Consider the following 20588-nt stretch of genomic DNA (forward strand, 5'->3'; position numbering starts at 1 on the left):
ATGAGCCTTTTCCGTGACACCGAAATCCGCGCCGCCCGTGGCACCACGCTGACCGCCAAGAGCTGGCTGACCGAAGCGCCGCTGCGCATGCTGATGAACAACCTCGACCCGGAAGTGGCCGAGAACCCCAAGGAACTGGTGGTGTATGGCGGCATCGGCCGCGCCGCGCGCAACTGGGAGTGCTACGACAAGATCGTCGAAGTGCTGACCCGCCTGGAAGACAACCAGACCCTGCTGATCCAGTCCGGCAAGCCGGTCGGCGTGTTCGAGACCCATAAGGACGCGCCGCGGGTGCTGCTGGCCAACTCCAACCTGGTGCCGCACTGGGCCACCTGGGAGCACTTCAACGAACTGGATGCCAAGGGCCTGGCCATGTACGGCCAGATGACCGCAGGCTCCTGGATCTATATCGGCAGCCAGGGCATCGTCCAGGGCACCTATGAAACCTTCGTCGAGGCCGGTCGCCAGCATTACGGCGGCAACCTCAAAGGTAAGTGGGTGCTGACCGCGGGTCTCGGCGGCATGGGCGGCGCGCAGCCTCTGGCGGCGACCCTGGCCGGTGCCTGCTCGCTGAATATCGAGTGTCAGCAGAGCCGTATCGATTTCCGCCTGAAGACCCGTTACGTCGACGAGCAGGCCAGCGATCTGGACGACGCCCTGGTGCGTATCGACAAGTACTGCCGTGAAGGCAAGGCGGTGTCCATCGCCCTGTGTGGCAACGCCGCCGAAATACTGCCGGAGCTGGTCAAGCGCGGCGTGCGCCCGGACATGGTCACCGACCAGACCAGCGCCCACGACCCGCGCCACGGCTACCTGCCGATTGGCTGGAGCTGGGACGAATACGTGGCCCGCGGCAAGACCGAGGAAGCGGTGGTGGTCAAGGCCGCCAAGCAGTCCATGGCCGTACACGTGCGCGCCATGCTGGCCTTCCAGCAGATGGGCGTGCCGACCTTCGACTACGGCAACAATATCCGCCAGATGGCGAAGGAGGAGGGCGTCGATAACGCCTTCGACTTCCCCGGTTTCGTTCCGGCCTATATCCGTCCACTGTTCTGCCAGGGCATCGGCCCGTTCCGCTGGGTGGCGCTGTCCGGCGACCCCGAGGACATCTACAAGACCGACGCCAAGGTCAAGGAACTGATCCCGGGCGACGCCCACCTGCACAACTGGCTGGACATGGCCCGTGAGCGCATCAGCTTCCAGGGCCTGCCGGCGCGGATCTGCTGGGTTGGCCTGAAAGACCGCGCACGCCTGGCTCAAGCCTTCAACGACATGGTCGCCAGCGGCGAGTTGAAGGCACCGATCGTGATCGGTCGCGATCATCTGGACTCCGGCTCGGTGGCCAGCCCCAACCGTGAAACCGAGGCCATGCAGGACGGCTCCGACGCCGTGTCCGACTGGCCGCTGCTGAATGCTTTGCTGAACACCGCCGGCGGCGCGACCTGGGTGTCGCTGCACCACGGCGGCGGCGTCGGGATGGGTTACTCGCAGCACTCCGGCGTGGTGATCGTCGCCGACGGCACGCCAGAAGCCCGCGCCCGTCTCGGCCGCGTGCTGCGCAACGACCCGGGCACTGGGGTGATGCGTCATGCCGATGCCGGTTATGAAATTGCTATCGACTGCGCCGAAGAGCAAGGTCTCGACCTGCCGATGATCGCCGCTAGCCAAGGAGCCAACGCATGAGCCTGTTTACCCTGACCCCCGGTCAACTGACCCTGGCCCAGCTGCGCGCCGCCTATCAGGCTCCGCTGCAGTTACAGCTGGACGCCAGCGCCCACGCCGCCATCGAGGCCAGTGTGGCCTGCGTCAACGGCATCATTGCCGAAGGCCGTACCGCCTATGGCATCAACACCGGCTTCGGCCTGCTGGCCTCGACCCGCATCGCCAACGAGGATCTGGAAAAACTCCAGCGCTCCCTGGTGCTGTCCCATGCTGCCGGTATCGGTGCGCCGCTGGACGACGCCATGGTGCGCCTGATCATGCTGCTCAAGGTCAACAGCCTGTCGCGCGGCTTCTCGGGCATTCGCCGGCAGGTGATCGAGGCGCTGATCGCTCTGATCAACGCCGAGGTCTATCCGCATATTCCGCTCAAGGGTTCGGTCGGTGCCTCCGGCGACCTCGCGCCGCTGGCGCATATGTCGCTGGTGCTGCTCGGTGAAAGCCAGGCGCGTTATCGCGGTGAGTGGCTGCCGGCAACCGAGGCGCTGGCCATCGCTGGTTTGCAGCCGATGACCCTGGCGGCCAAGGAAGGACTGGCCCTGCTCAACGGCACCCAGGTGTCCACGGCCTACGCCTTGCGCGGCTTGTTCGAGGCCGAGGACCTGTTTGCGGCGGCCAGCGTTTGCGGCGGCCTGACCGTCGAGGCGGCGCTGGGCTCGCGTGCGCCCTTTGATGCGCGCATCCATGCTGCGCGTGGTCAGCGTGGGCAGATTGATGCCTCCGCTATCTATCGTCACCTGCTCGGCGACAGCAGCGAAGTGGGGCGTTCCCACGAAGCCTGCGACAAGGTGCAGGACCCGTATTCGCTGCGCTGCCAGCCACAGGTGATGGGTGCCTGCCTGACTCAGCTGCGTCAGGCCGCCGAGGTACTGGCGTTGGAAGCCAACGCGGTCTCCGACAATCCGCTGGTGTTCGCCGCTGAGGGCGATGTGATTTCCGGCGGCAACTTCCACGCCGAGCCGGTGGCCATGGCTGCCGACAACATCGCCCTGGCCATCGCCGAAATCGGCGCGCTGAGCGAGCGTCGCACCTCGTTGATGATGGACAAGCATATGTCGCAGCTGCCGCCGTTTCTGGTGGCCATTGGCGGGGTCAACTCCGGCTTTATGATCGCCCAGGTCACCGCCGCCGCATTGGCCAGCGAGAACAAGGCCCTGGCCCATCCGCACAGCGTCGACAGCCTGCCGACCTCGGCCAATCAGGAAGACCACGTGTCCATGGCCCCGGCCGCCGGCAAGCGCCTGTGGGAAATGGCCGCCAACACCCGCGGCGTGCTGGCCATCGAATGGCTGGGGGCCTGCCAGGGCCTGGACTTTCGCGAAGGTCTGAAAAGCTCGCCGCTGCTGGAACAGGCCCGTCAGGCCCTGCGTGCGCAGGTGCCCTACTACGTGGAAGACCGCTTCTTCGCCCCGGATATCGAGGCCGCCAATGCTCTGCTCGCCGAGCGCGTGCTGAGTCCGTTGTTGCCGAACGGCATGTTGCCGTCGTTGGGGTGAGTGGCGTCCTTTGCCGTCTGTGGATGGGCTATTCGTAGGGTGGAAAACCGCGCAGCGTTTCCCACCGGGAACTGGTGGACAAGCTTCGCGTTGTCCACCCTACGGTTGAAGGCAGCATCGGCTGTACCCTGCGCAACGCCGCTCTGACGGGGCGGTGCGCACGGCGCACCCTACGCGGCAAGGCTGATGCCGGCTATCATCCGCCCACGGGTTTATATCCAAGGAGCCGCAGTGAGCAGTACAACCCCGCGCTACAAGGCGATTGAAGAGTTTCTGCTGGAGCGCATCCACAGTGGCGCGTACCCGGTCAATCACCAGATCCCGGCCGAAGAGCAGCTGGCGCGGGATTTCTCTGTCAGCCGGATGACCGCCAACAAGGCCATCCGCGACCTGGTGCAGAAAGGCTATCTGATACGCCAGGCGGGGCTGGGCACCTTTGTCACCGACCGCAAGGCCGAGTCCTCGCTGCATGAGGTGCTCAATATCGCCACGGAAGTGCGTGGCCGTGGCCATGCCTACAGCAATGACGTGATTCGCTGCGAGGCCCTGGCGGCGGATGACGAGGTGGCGTTGCGCCTGGGGTTGCGTCTGGGTGCCGAGGTGTTCCACAGCATCCTGGTGCACCGCGAGGATGGCGTGCCGATCCAGCTGGAAGACCGCTTCGTCAACCCGCGCTGGGTGCCGCATTACCTGGACAGTGATTTTTCCCGGCAGACCCCCAACGAGGTGCTGGTCAGCAGCTGCCCGATTTCCGATGTCGAGCATGTGGTGGAGGCGGTGCAGGTGGACGCACAGGTGGCTGCCTGGCTGGAGATAGACCGCGCCGCGCCTTGTCTGAGCGTAATCCGCCGCACCTGGTCGGATGAGCATCTGATCAGCTACGCCCGGCTGATTCACCCGGGCGATCGTTACAAGCTGCGCTCGACCCTTAATCGTCGCCGCTGATTTTTCGGCTCAGTTGCCGTTAAGCTGCTCGGCCAGGCTAGGGTCGTCGATATAGCGGTTGCGCGTGCCTTGCAGCGACTCGATCCGGTCGTTGCGGGCGCGCTCTTCGGCATCCGGCGGGTCCATCTGGTGCCACTTCTTGTACATCTGCAGCTGGCCGACGATGGGCAGGCCGTACTCGCTATGCATATAGAAGATTGCCCGGGCGATATTGCCCTTGGCTTCATCGCGCGGCTCCACCAGCTGGAAGCTGGTTTTCATGTCGCAGCCAATATCGGCGAACTTGCTCGGCAGGCTGTCGTCCAGTTCACCGAACTGCGCATTGCGCCGCGCCAGCTCGACGGGGCTCAGGGCCGGGTAGAGGTTGTGCAGGTCGGCGGCAATATAGACGTAGCGCGGGTTCATGATCTTGCACTGGCGGTCGGTGATGCAGCGCAGGGCGCTTTTCAGTTGTTTAGTGCTGTAGATCGGACTGGCCTTGAACTGGCCGCTTTCGCCGGCGAAGGCTTGACCGCAATACAGCGAGGTGCCGCCTTGGCTGTAGAGCTGGTTCCAGAAGATCCGGGTGGCCGCCTTGGTCCCGGCAATCTGGTTCTGGCCGTTGGCCAGGGTGGGTAGGCTGAAGAGGGTTGCCAGGCAACCGAGGGCAATAATAACTGCACGCATACTGTGGCCCCATTGGTCGTTTTCTAGAACGGTCTGTTGTTTTTGTCAGACAATTTCAGTCTAGCAAGACCTGCGTCACAAAACATAGCCAACCCTAGACTGGGAAAGCTTATGTGTAAGCCATGGCTTACACATGCTGCCGTTTATCGCCACTGTTGGTACGTTGGTACAAAGGACTAATCTGCTGCCCATGGACGTCGCGCAGGAAGCGCAGATTAGCCAACAGGGACACGCTGGAAGCTGCCAGGATGGCCGGCGGATCATGGATGTCAGGACTCAAGTCTGCAAAGCCCCGCAATCGCGGGGTTTTCTTTTTTCTGCGCCCGGCAGACGGCTTAGCTGCCGGTCGACACGCTGAATACCGCACTGGCGCGGGCGATACGTTCGCCCGCCACGGCAAAGTAGCAATTGGCGAAGGCCAGGCGCTTGCCGACCTTCTGCACCTCGGTTGCAACCTCTATCCAGTCACCCAGACGTGCCGCGCCGGCGTAATCGATGCTCAGGCTGGCAGTGACCATTGGCGTGGGCGGGTCTTCGGCGAACGCCGTGTTGTAGCCTAGGGGCCTGTCGGGCTTGACCGTTCGTAGCGAGGGAAAGTCCGGTTCGAGTCAGTTTTGTTGGTCTTTCGAGGCGAATAGCGAGCTATTTAACGAGAAAGAGCAGCAAAAATGGCCGAGTCCGGCTTTTCCGCAGTAGAGCAGCGTTAAGCCCGACAGGCTCCTATGGCAATGTCGGCCAGGCTGCTCAGTACGCCGCCATGCACCAGGCCGCGGGCGTTGCAGTGCTTGGCCTCGGCGCGCAGGCCGATGACCAGGCCGGCATCGGTCTGCTGGTTATGGATTGGCCCCAGCAGGTCGAGAAAGGGACTGCTTCTGAACAGTGGGGTAAAGCCTGGCGGGATCATGCTCATCGATCAATGCTCCTCTGGCTCTGGCGCAGGCAGCTCTTGCGCTATGAAGTGGCTGTGCTCAGGCGACCTGGTGCTGCGCCGGCAACTGGGCGAACCAGTCCAGGGTTTCATCCCACAACTGCTGCGCGGCCGGGCGGAAGTAACCCATATGCCCGATGGCCCCCAGGCCGCTGGCATGGGAATCGATGGTTCGGGCCTGGTAGGGCGCGCCGCGGTAGGCGGCCATAAAGGCATCGCGCGAGGCCGGCGGTGCCCACAGGTCGTCGAGGGCGTTGGCGGCGATGATCGGCGTGCCGACCTGGGCGAAGCGCTCGGCCAGGCCGGGCATCTGCGGGTCTTCGAAGAAGTAGCGTGGGTAGCGGCACCAGCGTTTCCACTGCCGGTACACCCCCAGCGGCAGGTCTTCGCCCATGCCCAGACGACTCCAGCCCAGATAGCCCTGAACACGGGTCATCAGCGGGCCGATCAGCCGCCACATGGCCAGCACCCTGATCTGTTCGGCCCTGGGCATCCAGCCATGCCAGCCGGCACCGGTGCCGAAGGTGTAGAAACCCTGTACCCGCGCGTGGTTGGGCAGCAGGCCGAAGGCATGCCCACCGAAGGAATGACCGACCATATACAGCGGGCGCTGGGGGTGGCTGTGCTGATCGACGGCGGCGGCCAGATCGAGGTGGGCCCAGTCCAGGTAGTCCATGTCGAAGCCGCGCAGGCTGGCCGGTTTCGATTGGCCGACGCCGCGGTAGTCCAGAGTCAGGGTGCTGTAGCCGCGCTGCGCGGCGTATTCGGCGAAGCGTCGATAGAACCCCTGGGGCACGCCGGTGGCACCGGCGATCAGCAGCTGCGCGACCGGCTCGGGAGCGTGATAGAGGGTGGCGGTTAGCGGGTAGCCGTCCAGTGCCGGCAGTTCCAGGGTTTCGCTGAGAATGCTGGGAGTACTCATGCGCGGGCTCCTTGCGGGTGCTGGCTGCGGGTCAGATTGAACAGGGCTTCGGCGGCGCGCTTGAGAGGTTCGCTGCTGCCGGCGACGCGGGCCTGGAGCAGGCCTCCTTCGTAGAGGGCGACGAACAGCGCGGCGAGGTTATCGGCCTGCTCGCTGGGGTAACCGTATTGATGCAATTGCTGGCTCAAGGCTTGGCGCACCTTGGCGAAGCTGCGCTGCAGGGCGGCGCGAATCTCCACATCCTCGGGGCCGCTCTCCAGGGCGATGGTGGCCAGCGGGCAGCCGCGTTCGAACTGGCTGTTTTCCAGCTGCTGCAGCGCCCCCTGCAACCAGTGATGCAACGCCTTGAGCGGATCGGCCTGCTGGCTAAAGAGCTGGGCGAACAGGCCGTCGATGCGCTGGCTGATATGTTCGATGGCCGCCACCGCCAGCTCGCTCTTGCCGCCGGGGAAGTGGTGGTAGAGGCTGCCCTTGGGCGCGCCGGCCTGCGCCAGCAGTTCATTCAGGCCAACGCCGTGCAAGCCCTTGCGTTGCAGGGCATCGGCCATGGCGGTGATCAGTTTGTCGCGGGTCGAGATCTTTTTCATGGGCGAATATATAGACCGGTCGGTCTATTCTGCCAAGGGTTTTTTTGCCCCATCAGTCTGCTGGATAAGTCGTTATGGCCCCGCACGCGTCTGCGTCCTGGTTATTCGCCGAGTGACCGGCTGTCGCGGCGTTGCCGGCCTGGCCGCAGCGACCGCCATTTGCGCCACTGGACATTCCCCGCGCGGGTTTTCCGCTACCATCGATTTATCTCCCAGATGCCGATAAGGATTTCCCCATGTCCGTCTCCGCCCTGATTGTCCTGGCCGTTGTGGTTGCCCTGATCTTTTATGTGATCGGCGTCTACAACCAGCTGGTGGCGCTGCGCAATCGCTTCCAGAACGGCTTCGCGCAGATCGAGGTGCAGCTCAAGCGCCGCCATGACCTGATCCCCAACCTGGTGGAAACCGCCAAGGGCTATATGGCCCACGAGCGCGAGACCCTGGAAGCGGTGATTGCCGCGCGCAACAATGCGGTCAGCGGACTCAAGGCTGCCGCGGCGCAACCCGGCAATGCCCAGCGCATGGCGCAGCTGGGCGGCGCGGAAGGCTTGCTGAACAGCGCCCTGGGCCGCCTCAACGTGACCCTGGAGGCCTACCCGGAGCTCAAGGCCTCGGCCAATATGCAGCAGCTCAGCGAAGAGCTGAGCAGCACCGAGAACAAGGTGGCCTTCGCCCGCCAGGCCTTCAACGATGCGGTGATGGCCTACAACACTTACAAGCAGGCATTCCCCCCGGTGCTGCTGGCGGCCACCTTCGGTCACGGTCAGGACGCCAGTCTGCTGGAGTTCGCCGATAGCGCGGCGATTCAGGAAGCGCCCAAGGTGGCGTTCTAGCGTCGCTGCCCCGCGCCTCAGTCAATGGATCGCGCGATGAATTTCTTCGAACAACAGGATCGGGCCCGGCGCATCAGCGGCCGTCTGCTGCTTCTGCTGGTGCTGGCGGTGGCCAGCCTGATTGCCCTGACCAGCCTGGTGCTGGGGGCGATCTGGCAGCTGTTCGGGCAGAACCACAGTGCCAGTCTGCTCAATGGCCCGGGCAGCCTGTTGCCCAGTGGTCCGCTGGTGGCCATGGTGGCCGTGGCGGTGATCGCCGTGGTGCTGCTTGGCAGCCTGTACAAGAGCCTGCAGCTGAACCGTGGCGGCCAGGCCGTCGCCGAGCGCCTGGGCGGGCGGCTGATCAACCTGGCCCCGCAGAACTTCGAGGAGCGTCGCCTGCTCAATGTGGTCGAGGAAATGGCCATCGCCTCGGGCACCCCGGTGCCGCCGGTGTATGTGCTCGACGATGCCGGGATCAATGCCTTCGCCGCCGGGCTGACACCCCAGGATGCGGTGATCGGGATTACCCGCGGGGCCATCAGCCTGCTGTCGCGCGAGGAGTTGCAGGGAGTGATTGCCCACGAATTCAGCCATGTCTTTCATGGCGATATGCGCCTCAACACGCGCCTGGTGGCCGTGCTGCACGGCATCCTCCTGCTCGGCCTGATCGGTGGTTTTCTGCTGCGCAGCAGCGGCCGCTCGCGGAGCCGGTCGAGCCGCGACAATTCAGTGGCGCTGGTCCTCGCCGTCGGCGCGAGCCTGTGGCTGCTGGGCTATGCGGGGACCTTCTTCGGCAACCTGATCAAGGCCGCAGTCAGCCGCCAGCGCGAGTTTCTCGCCGATGCCTCGGCGGTGCAGTTCACCCGCAACCCGGACGGCATCGCCGGGGCGCTGAAGAAGATCGGCGGCAACCTGTATGGCTCGCAGTTGCAGGCCGGGCACGCCGCCGAGTTTAGCCATATGTATTTCGCCGCCGGCATCAGCCAGGCGCTGGAGGGGCTGCTCGCCACCCATCCGCCGCTGGACGAGCGGATTCGCCGCGTCAGCCCAGGCTGGGACGGCCGCTATCCGCAGGTCGATGCGCTCAGCCTGGCGGGCTCCACGGCCACCCCGGACCAGGTCGCGGCCGCACAGGGTTGGAATGAGGCCTTGCAGCGACTGAGCCCCGCAGGCGCGGCGTTCGCCCCGGCTGCGGCGGCGCAGGCGATAAGCGCCATCGGCGATCCCCGAGGCCCCCACCTGAGCCAGGCCCGGGACGTACTGCAGCGTCTCGACCCCTTGCTGAGCCAGGCCGCGCACAGTTGCTGCTCGGCCCAGGCGCTGATCTACGGTCTGCTGCTGGACCACGACAGCGCCGCCTGCGCGCGCCAGCTGCAGCTGTTGCAGCCACATATCGCCGCGGAAGTGGAGGCGGCGCTGCAGACCCTGCGTAAGCCGTTGCAGCATCTGCAACCGGGATTGCGCCTGCCTCTGCTGGACCTGGCCATGCCGGCACTCAAACAGTTGGGTAAGGAGGCCTTCGCCGCGTTCAAGGGCAATCTGGCGCTGCTGATCCGGGCCGATGGCAAGGTCGCGCTGCTGGAGTGGAGTCTGCTGCGGATTATCGAACGCAATGTCGAGGCCGGGCGGACCCAGGTCGGCCGTTATCACCTGGCCGACCTGGCCGATGAGACCGCGGTGCTGCTGTCTTGCCTGGCCCGCGCCGGCGAGGTGGATGCTGCCGCGGCGGCTGCCGCTTTCGCCCACGCCTACGCAGGGTTGCCGTTCGCACCAGTGCCGTTGCTGGCGGCCGAGCGCAGTGATCTCAAGGCGCTGGAAGCAGCCCTCGGCCGCCTGAGTCAGCTGTGGCCGCTGCAGAAGCCGCAACTGCTCAAGGCCATGGCCCGGGGGATCGAACACGACGGCCGGATCACTGCCGAGGAGGCTGAGTTGATGCGCGCGGTGGCCGATATTCTCGACTGTCCGATGCCGCCGCTGCTAAGCCAGGGCTGACCGTCCGGCGGCCGATGGCTTGACCCGCCCCGGCAATCGGCGGACTGTTAAGCCCGTCAGCTGACGCTAGCCCCCCGTAGGGTGCGCCGTGCGCACCAGGCCCTCCGTCTGGACCAACGAGCCATAAGAAACACCATCGCGGCCTTGCGCCCCTTTGCTTACTGCCTCCTGACCGCAATTGTCACGCCGGCGCGTAACCGGCAAGGAGCATCCTGTGACCCTCTTCCAACCCCTCACCGAAGGGCTGTTCGATCCACGCCTGCAGCTGGAGGCGGAAATCCGCGAGTACCGTGCGCGCCCTTACAGGACCTGCCTGGGCACGCCGGATATCCACGCCGAGATCCTCCAGACCATCGCCGCCATCGAGCGATTGGCCGGGCAGTTGCATCAGTCGCCGGTGAGTCGCCCAGGCTCCTAGAGATGCCGCGCCACCCAGGCGGCATAGGCGTCGATAAACTTCTGCAGAAACGGTTTGATGCCGTCGCCGAGCCGGCCGTCTTCCTCGAAGAAGCTGCCGGCACCGCCGAGGTAGGCTTCCGGCTGCTGCATCATATGGACGTCGAGAAACACCATGGACTGGCGCAGGTGGTGGTTGGCCGCGAAACCGCCGATGGCTCCCGGCGAGGCGCTCAGTACGGCTCCGGGTTTGCCGCTGAAGGCGCTCTTGCCGTAGGGCCGCGAGCCGACATCGATGGCGTTCGTCATCGGTGCCGGCACCGAGCGGTTGTACTCCGGGGTGACAAACAGCAGGGCGTCGGCCGCCTGTAGTTGGCTACGGAAGTCGCTATAGGCGGCGGGCGGGCTGTCCTGGTCGATGTCTTCGTTGTACAGCGGCAGCTCGCCGATCTCGACGATCTTCAGCTGCAGCGAGGGCGGGGCGAGTTCGATCAGGGCCAATGCCAGTTTGCGATTGATCGAGGCCTGGCGCAGGCTGCCGACCAGCACGGCGACGTTGTAGGTCTTGTTCATGACAACTCCTTGCGGGTTGAGCGAAGGGACTGAGAACTATAGACCGCCACACCTACTGCGCCGTTCGGCTTCACCCGGCGAAGGCCGCCAGCAGATCCTCGCTCAGGGCCAGCTGGACATCGTCCGGGTGCTGGCCGCGGTGCCGTTCTCGTCGCGCAGGGGAATGCGGGTGACCACGAAATGTTCGCTGCCGAAGGCCATCAGGTCGAGCATGCTTGGCTGGCCGCTTTCCACCACCTCGCGCAGGCGGCTGGCCGGCAGCACCTCTTCGATCTCCTTGCCAAGCACGCTGCGCGGATCTTCGATGCTGACCTTCTCGGCATACTTGTCGTTGATCCAGACAATCCGCGCCTGGCGGTTGACCGCGATGGTGCCCTCGCACTGGGCGTTGAGGTGGTCGAACAGCAGGGGCATGGCCACGGCGCGAAAGCGTTCGAGGGAGACGCCGACGATCAGGCCGTGCTGATCGAGGTCGTCGCGAGAGATGGCCACGGCCCAGGGGTTCCGTCGCAGCAAAGGCCCCGATTATGCTCAGGTGCGCTGGCCAGCGGCAAGCCGCACTCTGCTGCCATGGCACATGCCGTTAGTCCGGAAAAATCGACCGTTCATGCGCTGGCCTTACGCCATCAGCTCGTAGGCCTGTGTCCACCTGGCAAAACTGGTTAGAGTCGGGACAGTGCCGTGTCTAAGCGGCCCTTTGCCAGCGGGATCGCCATGTTTTTCAAGCCATCTGCTCGAAGTCAGCCACCTGACAGCAGCGGCAACGCTGCGTTGCAGGATATCGGCCAGCACTCGCTGATGCGCATGGTGTTCGCCACCACAGGTATCACCCTCGGGCTGTTCAGCGTGCTGCAGTTTGTCGGCGGTAACTACTCGTTTGCCGGCCTTGAGCTGGCGCTGACCCTGCTGCTGTTCTGGGGCGCGTGGCGGATCGTCGGCGTGCGCAATCTGTTGCCCTGGATCTACCTCTACCTGCTGCCGACCTTCAGTTTTCTGCTGTACATCATGGTCATGCCGCAGGCCTCGCAGACGGCGTTCGTCTGGGTCTACATCATCCCCGTGCTGGCCTACCTGCTGCTCGGGCGAGTTCGCGGCGGCCTGCTGACCCTGCCCTTTGTGCTGCTGGCCACGCCGCTGTACCTGTACAAGTACCAGGTGGTGCTCGATAGCAGCGGCTTGATCGATCTGGGCAATGCGCTGTTCTGCGGCTTGCTGATCATGGTCTTTATGCACCTCTACGAAACCCGCCGCGCCGCCGCGCACCAGCAGCTGCAACGCATTGCGCGCACCGATGCGCTGACCGGTGTGGCCAACCGCGGCAGTTTCCAGCAAGCCTTGGAACAGAGCATCCGCGAAGCCGAGCGCAGCCAGAGCCGGCTGGTGCTGGTGATCATGGATGTCGACCACTTCAAGGCGGTGAATGATCGCTGGGGCCACGATGCCGGCGACCAGGCCCTGCGCCAGATCTGCAACAGCCTGGGCAAACGTCTGCGGGTGACCGACAGCCTCGGCCGCCTGGGCGGCGAAGAGTTCGGCATGCTGCTGCGCAGTACCGACCGCTGCGGGGCCGAGCCCCTGGTCGAAGCCCTGCGCCAGCAGATCAATGCCAGCCCGCTGCAATACGCCGGGCAGAGCATTCCCCTGTCCGCCACCTTCGGCCTAGCCGAATGGCCCGTGGACGGCCGCAGCGCCGACGAACTCTACCGCTGCGCCGACCGCCGCCTGTACCGCGGCAAGCAACAGGGCCGCGACCGGCTGGTGAGTCGCGACCAGGAGCTGGGCGAGGGTTGTCTTGAATAATTGGGGCGCGCCGGCAGTTACTGACCGCCCCGGGCGAGGTGCATTTGTAACGCGGGAAATGGCCGCCGAGAATGCTCGTAGCGGCTAAAAAGCTCAGAAATGAGCGGATGGCTTGGTCGTTTTTGGTCGAGTCGTTGCTTTTAAAATCGGGAAACGCTGAAGCCGGCCGAAAATACCGGGCTACTTCAGAGCATCCAGAGATGGCTACGCAAGTAGCACATTAGAGGGCTGGGTTCTACCCGCGATAGCGCCAACTAGCGGGCCACCAAAAAAGGAAGCCATACTCAGCACTACCGTGCGGCCATCGAAAATAATTCCTTCAGTCAGCACCAGTGGGATTTTCATGCCCACAATACAAACTGCGCCGAACAGTAGACCGGCACAGACTTTACCCAGCCGTTCATATTCCTCTAGATACCGCATGATCATTCGGTAATGTCAGTTGCGCAAGCTCCAAGTATTTACGTGGTTATTAAAATTCCTACTTTTCAAGGATCAGCTCCACACGGCGGTTACTCGCTCGTCCCTCGACGGTGTCATTTGTGCTCAATGGGCGTGTGTCTGCGTAACCGACAGCACTCAGCCGCTGGTTGGGTATGCTGTTCGCTTCTAGATAGCGAACCACGCTGCCTGCTCGCGCACCGGACAGTTCCCAGTTGGAGGGGTATCGCAAACTGCGAATAGGCACGTTATCGGTATGTCCGACAATGGTTATGCGATGCTCACCCTGGCGAAGAACAGGCAGCAGTTTGCGCAGTACTGCCAAGCCTTCAAGGCTCAAATCCGCTTGGCCAGGCGCAAAAATGATTTCACTGCTGATGCGAAAGCTCACGCTTTGCTCGTTAACAATGACCTCAATGTCATCGCCCAGAGCGCTTGTATCAAGACCTGACAGTGGGTCAGCTTGCGGCGCTGTTTCGATAGGTGCCGGAATCGGAGGCGTTAGCACCTGCAGCGGGTCAGGGCGGTTGCTCAACAGGCTGGCCATTGGGCTTGCGGACTTTGATCCGTGGTTGTTACCTGCAAACGTCAGCATAACCACGAGCAACACCAGCATCAGGGTGAGCAGATCGAGGTAAACGGTTAACCAGCCTTCTTCCTCACTGTTTTCATAAACGACATGTGTGGCCTGTTGACGCCGCAGTCGATGCCGACTGATGTCGTTGGAGCGGTTTGCGCGCTGCAGTTCGAGCTGAAGAAGACTCAGCTGCTTTTCAAGCAGTTTCCTGCGTTGTAATTCATCCTCAGCGTGGGCGTCGGTCATTTTGCGCCTCATCATTACGCTGACCGGACTTTCCCTTGCTTCCGTCGTTGATTTCATCCTGATAATGGGCCATGAACGATTTGAGCATTTCGCGCATCAGGGCCGGACTGCACTTGCGATTCATCATCGAAATTCCCTGCATGATCGTGTTCATCAGCACCACGCGGTCTTCTGTGCGGCGCTCTAATTTGACTGCCACTGGTTTGAATATGAGGTTGGCGAGCAAAACACCATAGAACGTCGTAATCAGAGCAATCGCCATTTGTTGGCCGATGCTGGTGATATCACCGTCGCCCAGCAGGAACATCAGATTAACCAGGCCGACCAGCGTACCGACCATGCCGAATGCCGGTGCATAGCCCGCCATAATCCTAAAAAGCTGTGCTTCGGCGTGCTCTCTTGCACGAAGACGCGCAATTCGCCATTGCAGTAGGTCCATCACGTCTTCCTCAGGCGTCATGTCCACTACCAGCTGCACGCCGGTCTTAAGGAATGGATTAGCCACTTGTTCCAAAGCATTTTCGACTGCTTTCAGATCGCCAGACATCCAGATGCGGTAAAGCTTGATCAGCTCCTCAATGTCGTGTTTTGCATAGAGGCGTTCGTTGCGCATAACTGTCGCAAGCAAGCTGAAGATGCGCACGACCTCGCGCAATGGGTAGCTTATAAAGGTGGCCGCCAGTGTTCCAAACAACACAATGCCTAAGCCCGGTAGATTAAGAAAAAGCGATGGGTCTTCCGTAGAGAAAATCAGAACAGTGGCGAGTAGCAGAATGCCCGAAAGCATGCCAATAAGCGTGGAGGGGTTCATGCAAACTCCGTACGGAACTGTGGAAACAAGGTGCCCATAGCAATCAGTCTAGTGACAGGTGTATCAGAATGGATAGTAGCCAAACTGCCTAGTGAATCGCCCCTAGTTTCGTCGACACTCGACGGCCGCTTATGGCGCGCCGGTAGTTACTAACCGCCACGGGCGAGGTACATTTGTAATGCGGGAGATGGCCGTCGGGAATGCTCGCAGCGGCTAAAAAGCTCAGAAATGAGCGGATGACTTGGTCGTTTTTGGTCGAATCGTCGCTTCTAAAATCGGGAAACGCTGAAGCCGGCCGCAAATACCGGGCTATTTCAGAGCATCCAGAGATGGCTACGCAAGTAGCACGTTAGAGAGCTTCACCGCTCACGACAAGCCATGGTCCTCTAAGGCCCCACGACTTTCAGAAAACTCCTCGCGGATACGCAATATGTCTGGAAGGACGCGTTGGAATGGCTCAATCAGGGCTGGATCGAAATGGCTGCCCGCCTGGCTTTCGATGAAGCTAACCGCCTCCTCCACGCTCCATGCACGCTTGTATGGGCGCACGGTAGTCAGCGCATCAAATACGTCGGCCAATGCCACAATGCGTGCCATCAGGGGGATTTCCTCACCCTTGAGACCTGCAGGATAACCACTGCCGTCCCATTTCTCGTGGTGACAGAGTGCAATCATTCGAGCGGTCTGCAGCAACTCGTCGCTGTGCTGCCCGATGATATCCGCGCCGATCTCAGGGTGCCGCCGCATGATCGCCCACTCGTTATCATCGAGCTTGCCCTGTTTGAGAAGAATGTGATCGGGGATACCGATCTTTCCTAGGTCGTGCATGGGCGAAGCGTTATAGAGCATTTCCACGCTTTTCTCACCCAGACCGGCCGCCGCGGCAATCAGGCGACAGAAGTGACTCATGCGAATAATGTGGTTGCCTGTTTCGTTATCGCGAAACTCGGCCGCCCGCCCCAGACGGCGAATGATTTGCTGGCGTGTATTGAGCAACTCGGCGGTGCGGTCATAGACCTGCCTTGCCAGCTCGCGGTTCTGGTCATAAAGAGCAAGGTGAGTACGCACCCGCGCCAGCACGATAGCCGGGCTGACTGGCTTGGTGATGTAATCCACCGCACCTAGTTCCAGTCCAAGCTTCTCATCCTCCATCTCACTCATGGCAGTGACGAAGATCACTGGGATGTCGCGCGTATCGGGATTGGCCTTTAACTGTCGACAGACATCATAGCCATCAACTCCGGGCATCATTACATCGAGCAGGATCAGGTCCGGCGGGTTGGTCGAATTGGCGATATCTAGAGCTTTTTCGCCGTTGAGTGCCACCCGAGTGCGGTAATAGGGCGATAACACTGCGCTCAGAATATCGATATTGTCAGCCACATCGTCGACCAACAGGATGGTGCTCTGTTTGATGCTCGTATTCATAAGATCTCTCGAGTGGGCATTGCTGAAATTCACGACTGCCCATCCTGAGCCGCCAGCTCGTGCTGCAACTTGAGCAACACCAGCAAAGCTTCCTCGAACTGGTAACGACTGATCAGCCGCTCTAGTTCAGCGGCCACCTCTTGCTGGCCAATGCCGATCAAACTACCTAGCTGCTCGCTCATACAACGCACAGAGTCACTGTCATCCTCTCGCAGCAGTTGTTCAAGACGGGCAAGACCCGCCTTAAGTAACTGTCTGTCCACTTCAGGATCAAATGCAACGGTTGTATCGTGAGTGCTGCTCGCAGCTTGTTCATATAAAGCCTGAGTAATTTGACCGATTAGCATCTGCAATTCGGAATCCAGCGTCTTCATGGCCACTGCTGCATCCTCATCACGCTCGTGACGTAGACATGCTTCCAGTTCAGTCGCATTGGAGGCGAGAGTAAGCGCACCGATATTTCCTGCCAGCCCCTTGAGTGAATGTGCAAAACGCACGGCGGACTCGCGGTCGCCGGCGGTCAGTGCCGCCTCAATCTGTGACTTGCAGTCGGCCTGCGTTTCACAGAAGCGACGAAGCAACTTGCGCAGCAGCGTTTTATCACCGCCCAGACGCTGTAAAGCGGCCTCCAACTGCAGACCTCTAATGGCAGGCAATTGCATGACCTGCAATTCATCGACAAGCAGTTCAACCTTGGGCCCGCTGGGCTTGATCCAGCGCTCTAGAGTGATGAATAGCTGGTTAACGTCTATCGGCTTGGCGATATGATCGTTCATGCCCACCTTGAGGCACTTTTCCTTATCGCCTGCCATAGCGTTGGCCGTCATCGCAAGAATCGGCAAGTCAGCAAACTCTCGCTGGGCGCGCAAACGCCGGGTGGCTTCAAAACCATCCATCACAGGCATCTGACAATCCATGAGGACGCCGTCGTAACGCTGGTGAGCCAACATCGACAGTGCTTCGGCACCATTGCTAGCGACCGCCACTTTAATGCCGGCGCGACTAAGCAGCTCCAAGGCCATTTCCTGGTTGACCACATTGTCCTCAACCAGCAACAACGAGGCCCCGCGTAGAGCTTCCTTGGCAACCTTTACCTCCAGCAGCAATTCTTTCTTACGCGGACGGGACAAGGCTACCTTGCCAAAAGCATTGAGAATACTGTCGAGCAGTGTCGAAGGTGTGATGGGTTTGATCAGAACATCGGCCACTGGTGCGCCTTCAAGGCGCTCCATCAGCTCATCGCGACTGTAGGCACTGACCATAACGAAGAACGGTGGAGCAGTCAGTTTTGGATCCTGACGTATCTCGCGGATTGCCGTCACGCCATCCATACCCGGCATCATCCAATCCATAATCACTAGCCGGAACGGCTGCCCGGCAGCTTCGGCATTACGCAGATGCTCGATGGCATCGAGAGCATTAGCGGCAGTGGCAACCTTGAACTTCAGCGAATGCAACATACTGGAGAAAATCTCACGGGCGCTGGCATTGTCATCCACAACCAGAATCGGCATGCCGAGCACATTGTCGCAACTGATCAGAAGTTCGCGCTGCTCACGCTGTAATTGGAACGGCAGTCTGAAGGAGAAAGTGCTGCCTACTCCAAGCACCGAATCGACACTAATTTCCCCACCCATCAGATCGACCAGACGCTTACATATAGTCAGGCCAAGACCAGTACCGCCGTACTTACGTGATGTAGAGCTATCCGCCTGGGCGAACGCCTGGAACAAGCGACTGCACTGCTCTTCGTTAAGGCCGATCCCGGTATCTTCGACTTCGAACAGTAACCAGGCCTTGCCTTGCCGATCACCTTCGGCCAGCTGCATCTGCTCGCTGCGGATTTTCAGGGTAATTTCACCCTGCTCAGTGAACTTGACAGCATTACTCAGCAGGTTATTAAGCACCTGCCCCAGGCGCAGTGGATCGCCGACCAGACCGCCGGGCACATCCGTACCGATGTCAAACAGCAGCTCCAAGCCTTTCTCTTGGGCTTTGAGCGTCGCCATATCGACCAGGCTGCCGAGTACGTCCTCTAGATAGAAATCGGTACTCTCCAGCCCCATCCTCCCAGCCTCGATCTTCGAGAAATCTAGGATGTCATTGATGATACCGAGTAGCCCTTGGGCCGCAGCGTAAATTTTCTCCAGGTAGCTGCGCTGCTGTTTTTCCAGCTGACTGTCCAGTACCAGATGGGCCATACCCATGATCACGTTCATCGGCGTACGGATTTCGTGGCTCATGTTGGCCAGAAAATCAGATTTCAGCCGGGTGGCTTCTTCCGCCAGATCCTTGGCCTGGGCCTGGGCTTGCTCGGCATCCTTCTGGGCAGAAATATCGATCAGAGTTCCCACTAGCCCCGCCACCTGACCATCGCTATCGCGAAAACCAGCGATTGTATAGATGTGAGGGTGCAGACTGCCGTCGGCATAAGGAATGCGCATCTCCGAGGAATACTGCCCCCCTTCGCGCATAATGCGCTCGTTAGCCGCCTGATAGATCGAGCGATCATCCGCAGGCAGTTGCAGGAACTGCAACACTGTTTTGCCCAACAGCTCTTCGCGCTGCACATCAAATACATCAAGAAAAGCCTGATTGAAGTCGATATAGCGCGCCAAGGCATCCTTGACGAAGACCGGATAAGGTAGGGTGTCGAGCAGAACACGCTGGAATTGCAATTGATCGGAGATTGTCTTCTCGTACAGCTTGCGCTCGCTGATATCACGTACGCTAACGCAAGCAGAGGGTGCACGGCCGGCCACTGGTGGTAAACGCGTTAACCCAAGCTCCACAGGAAATTCGAGGCCGTACCGGTTCACAGCACGGAAGTCACCAGCAACGCTGCCCATGGCGCGCTGAGCAGTGCTGGCCATGAATCGCTCGCGCATCTGCGCATGCTTGGGGCGAATGTCCTCTGGCACCAGCTCGTCGATACTCAATCCAAGTAGCTCGCCCTGGGTGTAGGCGAACTGCTCGTGAGCTTTAGGGTTGGCAATCACGATATTGCCACTATCGTCTACGATGAGCATGCCGTCTGGCGCGAACTCAATAATCTGTCGGTACCAGCTTTCCGCCTCACTGAACTGGCGACGCTGCAACTCCAGCTCAAGCTTCAGCTCCTGAAAACGTATCAGGGCGCGACTAAGATCGCCAACCTCGGACAGTTCACTACTGTAGGCATACTGTATGTCGGGTTCACCATGCAGCAGATGCTGGGTACTTTCGGTCAACTCGACCAGTGGCTGCAGTATCCGTCGATGATAGAAACGTCGTAGCACAATCAGCACCAGCAGTAGACAGAGCACCAGCATTGAGGCGGCAAAGGCCGTAGCGTAGGTAATCTGCCGATCTAGTTCGTTTATGCGCACAGCGGCTTGACGATGCACCGAGACTTCCAGTTCCTGCAGCGGACCAATCTCTCGCTTAATTGCATTCTGGTACTGCATGCTGAAAACCAACTCAATCGCCTCAGCCCATCGTCCTTCGTGGGCTAGGGAAAACGCATTAAGGTGAATTTCATCCAGACGAGAAGCCTGCAGCCTGGCCTCCATCAGCAGCTCAATTTCGCGTGAGCTGAGCTGATAATTGAAAAAGCTTTGCAAGAGCTGATCATCGCTTTGCTGATCATCCCTCAGAGCAAAATAATCGCGCTGAAATTGCTCGTCCTTGGTCATGACAAAACTACGAACTGAACGGGTCAGTTCATAGGTCGAAATTTGCAGATGCTTTGCCGTATCGCTGGCCTCATGCAAGCGATCCAACTCGACCCGATGCTGTTTGGACAGGTTAAAGGTCAAGATCACACTGGCAGTCGTCAGAAGCAGAAAAACAGCCAACACCCAGTTGATCAGATTACTGAACTTAACGAGCTTCACAGAGGGATTCCTTGTTGACTGCATTTAGCGGACAAAGCACCAGAGGGGCACTTTACGATGACATCATATTGCTACTACCGCATCAGCAGTTAGACATTGCTGCAAAAACATTAGGTGAATCGCGCCTGGTTTTGTAGATCACAACAAGTGGCTGCTTTTGGCCCAGAGTGTGTAAAAACGCCCGGCACCCTACCCACGCTAAGCAGAATGATGACGACCAGTGCGACATCTTAGATGCGACCGGTTGGCGTCTGATCGCCAAAGGTGGTGTCGAGACGCCTGTTGCGCCATCTAGTGCGCTCGCACGGATAGGGTGCGTGAAAGTAGCTCATGCCGTGGGGTGCCCTTTGTGCTTACGCCGCATACCATGC

At 60.7% G+C, this 20588-nt stretch carries 18 protein-coding genes and 1 pseudogene; 7 read left to right on the forward strand and 12 right to left on the reverse strand.

What is annotated here, in order from left to right:
- The 3 genes from hutU to hutC all read left to right on the forward strand — a co-directional run bounded on the left by hutU (position 1) and on the right by hutC (position 4160).
- Positions 1-1683 (forward strand): urocanate hydratase, encoded by a 1683-nt coding sequence (hutU, locus tag WMW70_RS17405; protein WP_341438717.1) that lies wholly within the window; start codon positions 1-3, stop codon positions 1681-1683.
- Positions 1680-3215 carry a histidine ammonia-lyase gene (gene hutH, locus WMW70_RS17410; RefSeq protein ID WP_341438718.1) on the forward strand — a complete coding sequence of 512 codons (1536 nt, stop codon included), beginning with the start codon at positions 1680-1682 and terminating at the stop codon, positions 3213-3215. The genes hutU and hutH overlap by 4 nt, the downstream gene beginning before the upstream one ends.
- A 231-nt stretch (positions 3216-3446) precedes the next feature.
- Entirely contained in the window at positions 3447-4160 is a 714-nt protein-coding gene (gene hutC / locus WMW70_RS17415) for a histidine utilization repressor (protein ID WP_341438719.1), read from the forward strand.
- Positions 4161-4169: 9 nt separating this feature from the next.
- On the opposite strand, the gene WMW70_RS17420 is transcribed toward hutC, so the two are convergent.
- From WMW70_RS17420 to WMW70_RS17440, 5 genes are all read right to left on the reverse strand, one after another.
- Positions 4170-4826, reverse strand: coding sequence for an endonuclease I family protein (locus WMW70_RS17420; protein ID WP_341438720.1), 657 nt, complete (start codon positions 4824-4826; stop codon positions 4170-4172).
- Between the two features lie 335 nt (positions 4827-5161).
- Complete coding sequence (locus WMW70_RS17425) at positions 5162-5344, reverse strand: PaaI family thioesterase (protein ID WP_341438721.1); 183 nt, start codon at positions 5342-5344, stop codon at positions 5162-5164.
- Positions 5345-5529: 185 nt separating this feature from the next.
- Positions 5530-5736: a PaaI family thioesterase gene (locus tag WMW70_RS17430; protein WP_341438722.1), complete on the reverse strand. Its 207-nt coding sequence runs from the start codon at positions 5734-5736 to the stop codon at positions 5530-5532.
- 58 nt (positions 5737-5794) lie between these two features.
- The gene (locus tag WMW70_RS17435) at positions 5795-6676 is read right to left on the reverse strand and encodes an alpha/beta hydrolase family protein (RefSeq protein ID WP_341438723.1); all 882 of its coding nucleotides are present in this window, start codon (positions 6674-6676) and stop codon (positions 5795-5797) included.
- Positions 6673-7263 carry a TetR/AcrR family transcriptional regulator gene (locus WMW70_RS17440; protein ID WP_341438724.1) on the reverse strand — a complete coding sequence of 197 codons (591 nt, stop codon included), beginning with the start codon at positions 7261-7263 and terminating at the stop codon, positions 6673-6675. The genes WMW70_RS17435 and WMW70_RS17440 overlap by 4 nt, the downstream gene beginning before the upstream one ends.
- A gap of 236 nt (positions 7264-7499) precedes the next feature.
- Here WMW70_RS17440 and WMW70_RS17445 point away from each other — a divergent pair, with 236 nt between their 5' ends.
- The 3 genes from WMW70_RS17445 (at position 7500) to WMW70_RS17455 (ending at position 10488) form a co-directional block, all read left to right on the forward strand.
- Complete coding sequence (locus tag WMW70_RS17445) at positions 7500-8096, forward strand: LemA family protein (RefSeq protein WP_341438725.1); 597 nt, start codon at positions 7500-7502, stop codon at positions 8094-8096.
- A 36-nt stretch (positions 8097-8132) separates the two neighbouring features.
- On the forward strand, positions 8133-10070 hold the full coding sequence (locus WMW70_RS17450; protein WP_341438726.1) for a M48 family metallopeptidase: 1938 nt from the start codon (positions 8133-8135) through the stop codon (positions 10068-10070).
- Positions 10071-10284: 214 nt separating this feature from the next.
- Positions 10285-10488 carry a hypothetical protein gene (locus tag WMW70_RS17455; RefSeq protein ID WP_341438727.1) on the forward strand — a complete coding sequence of 68 codons (204 nt, stop codon included), beginning with the start codon at positions 10285-10287 and terminating at the stop codon, positions 10486-10488.
- Here WMW70_RS17455 and WMW70_RS17460 read toward each other — a convergent pair.
- Both WMW70_RS17460 and WMW70_RS17465 read right to left on the reverse strand, forming a co-directional pair.
- Positions 10485-11039 (reverse strand): NADPH-dependent FMN reductase, encoded by a 555-nt coding sequence (locus WMW70_RS17460; RefSeq protein ID WP_341438728.1) that lies wholly within the window; start codon positions 11037-11039, stop codon positions 10485-10487. The genes WMW70_RS17455 and WMW70_RS17460 overlap by 4 nt on opposite strands.
- A 138-nt stretch (positions 11040-11177) precedes the next feature.
- A pseudogene (locus tag WMW70_RS17465) lies at positions 11178-11531 on the reverse strand (PAS domain-containing protein); the annotation flags it as partial.
- 222 nt (positions 11532-11753) lie between these two features.
- Here WMW70_RS17465 and WMW70_RS17470 point away from each other — a divergent pair.
- Entirely contained in the window at positions 11754-12839 is a 1086-nt protein-coding gene (locus WMW70_RS17470) for a GGDEF domain-containing protein (protein ID WP_341438805.1), read from the forward strand.
- A gap of 204 nt (positions 12840-13043) precedes the next feature.
- Here the strand turns inward: WMW70_RS17470 and WMW70_RS17475 are convergent, their stop codons facing one another.
- From WMW70_RS17475 to WMW70_RS17495, 5 genes are all read right to left on the reverse strand, one after another.
- A complete protein-coding gene (locus WMW70_RS17475; RefSeq protein ID WP_341438729.1) occupies positions 13044-13268 on the reverse strand; it encodes a LytS/YhcK type 5TM receptor domain-containing protein in 225 nt (74 codons plus the stop codon).
- Positions 13269-13320: 52 nt separating this feature from the next.
- The gene (locus WMW70_RS17480) at positions 13321-14103 is read right to left on the reverse strand and encodes an OmpA/MotB family protein (protein WP_341438730.1); all 783 of its coding nucleotides are present in this window, start codon (positions 14101-14103) and stop codon (positions 13321-13323) included.
- Positions 14084-14914: a motility protein A gene (locus WMW70_RS17485; RefSeq protein WP_341438731.1), complete on the reverse strand. Its 831-nt coding sequence runs from the start codon at positions 14912-14914 to the stop codon at positions 14084-14086. The genes WMW70_RS17480 and WMW70_RS17485 overlap by 20 nt, the downstream gene beginning before the upstream one ends.
- 366 nt (positions 14915-15280) lie before the next feature.
- Positions 15281-16342 carry a two-component system response regulator gene (locus WMW70_RS17490; RefSeq protein ID WP_341438732.1) on the reverse strand — a complete coding sequence of 354 codons (1062 nt, stop codon included), beginning with the start codon at positions 16340-16342 and terminating at the stop codon, positions 15281-15283.
- Between the two features lie 29 nt (positions 16343-16371).
- Positions 16372-20217: a response regulator gene (locus WMW70_RS17495; protein ID WP_341438733.1), complete on the reverse strand. Its 3846-nt coding sequence runs from the start codon at positions 20215-20217 to the stop codon at positions 16372-16374.
- Between the last annotated feature and the right edge of the window lie 371 nt (positions 20218-20588).

The sequence above is a fragment of the Pseudomonas sp. XK-1 genome, assembly GCF_038069885.1.
GTDB lineage: Bacteria > Pseudomonadota > Gammaproteobacteria > Pseudomonadales > Pseudomonadaceae > Aquipseudomonas.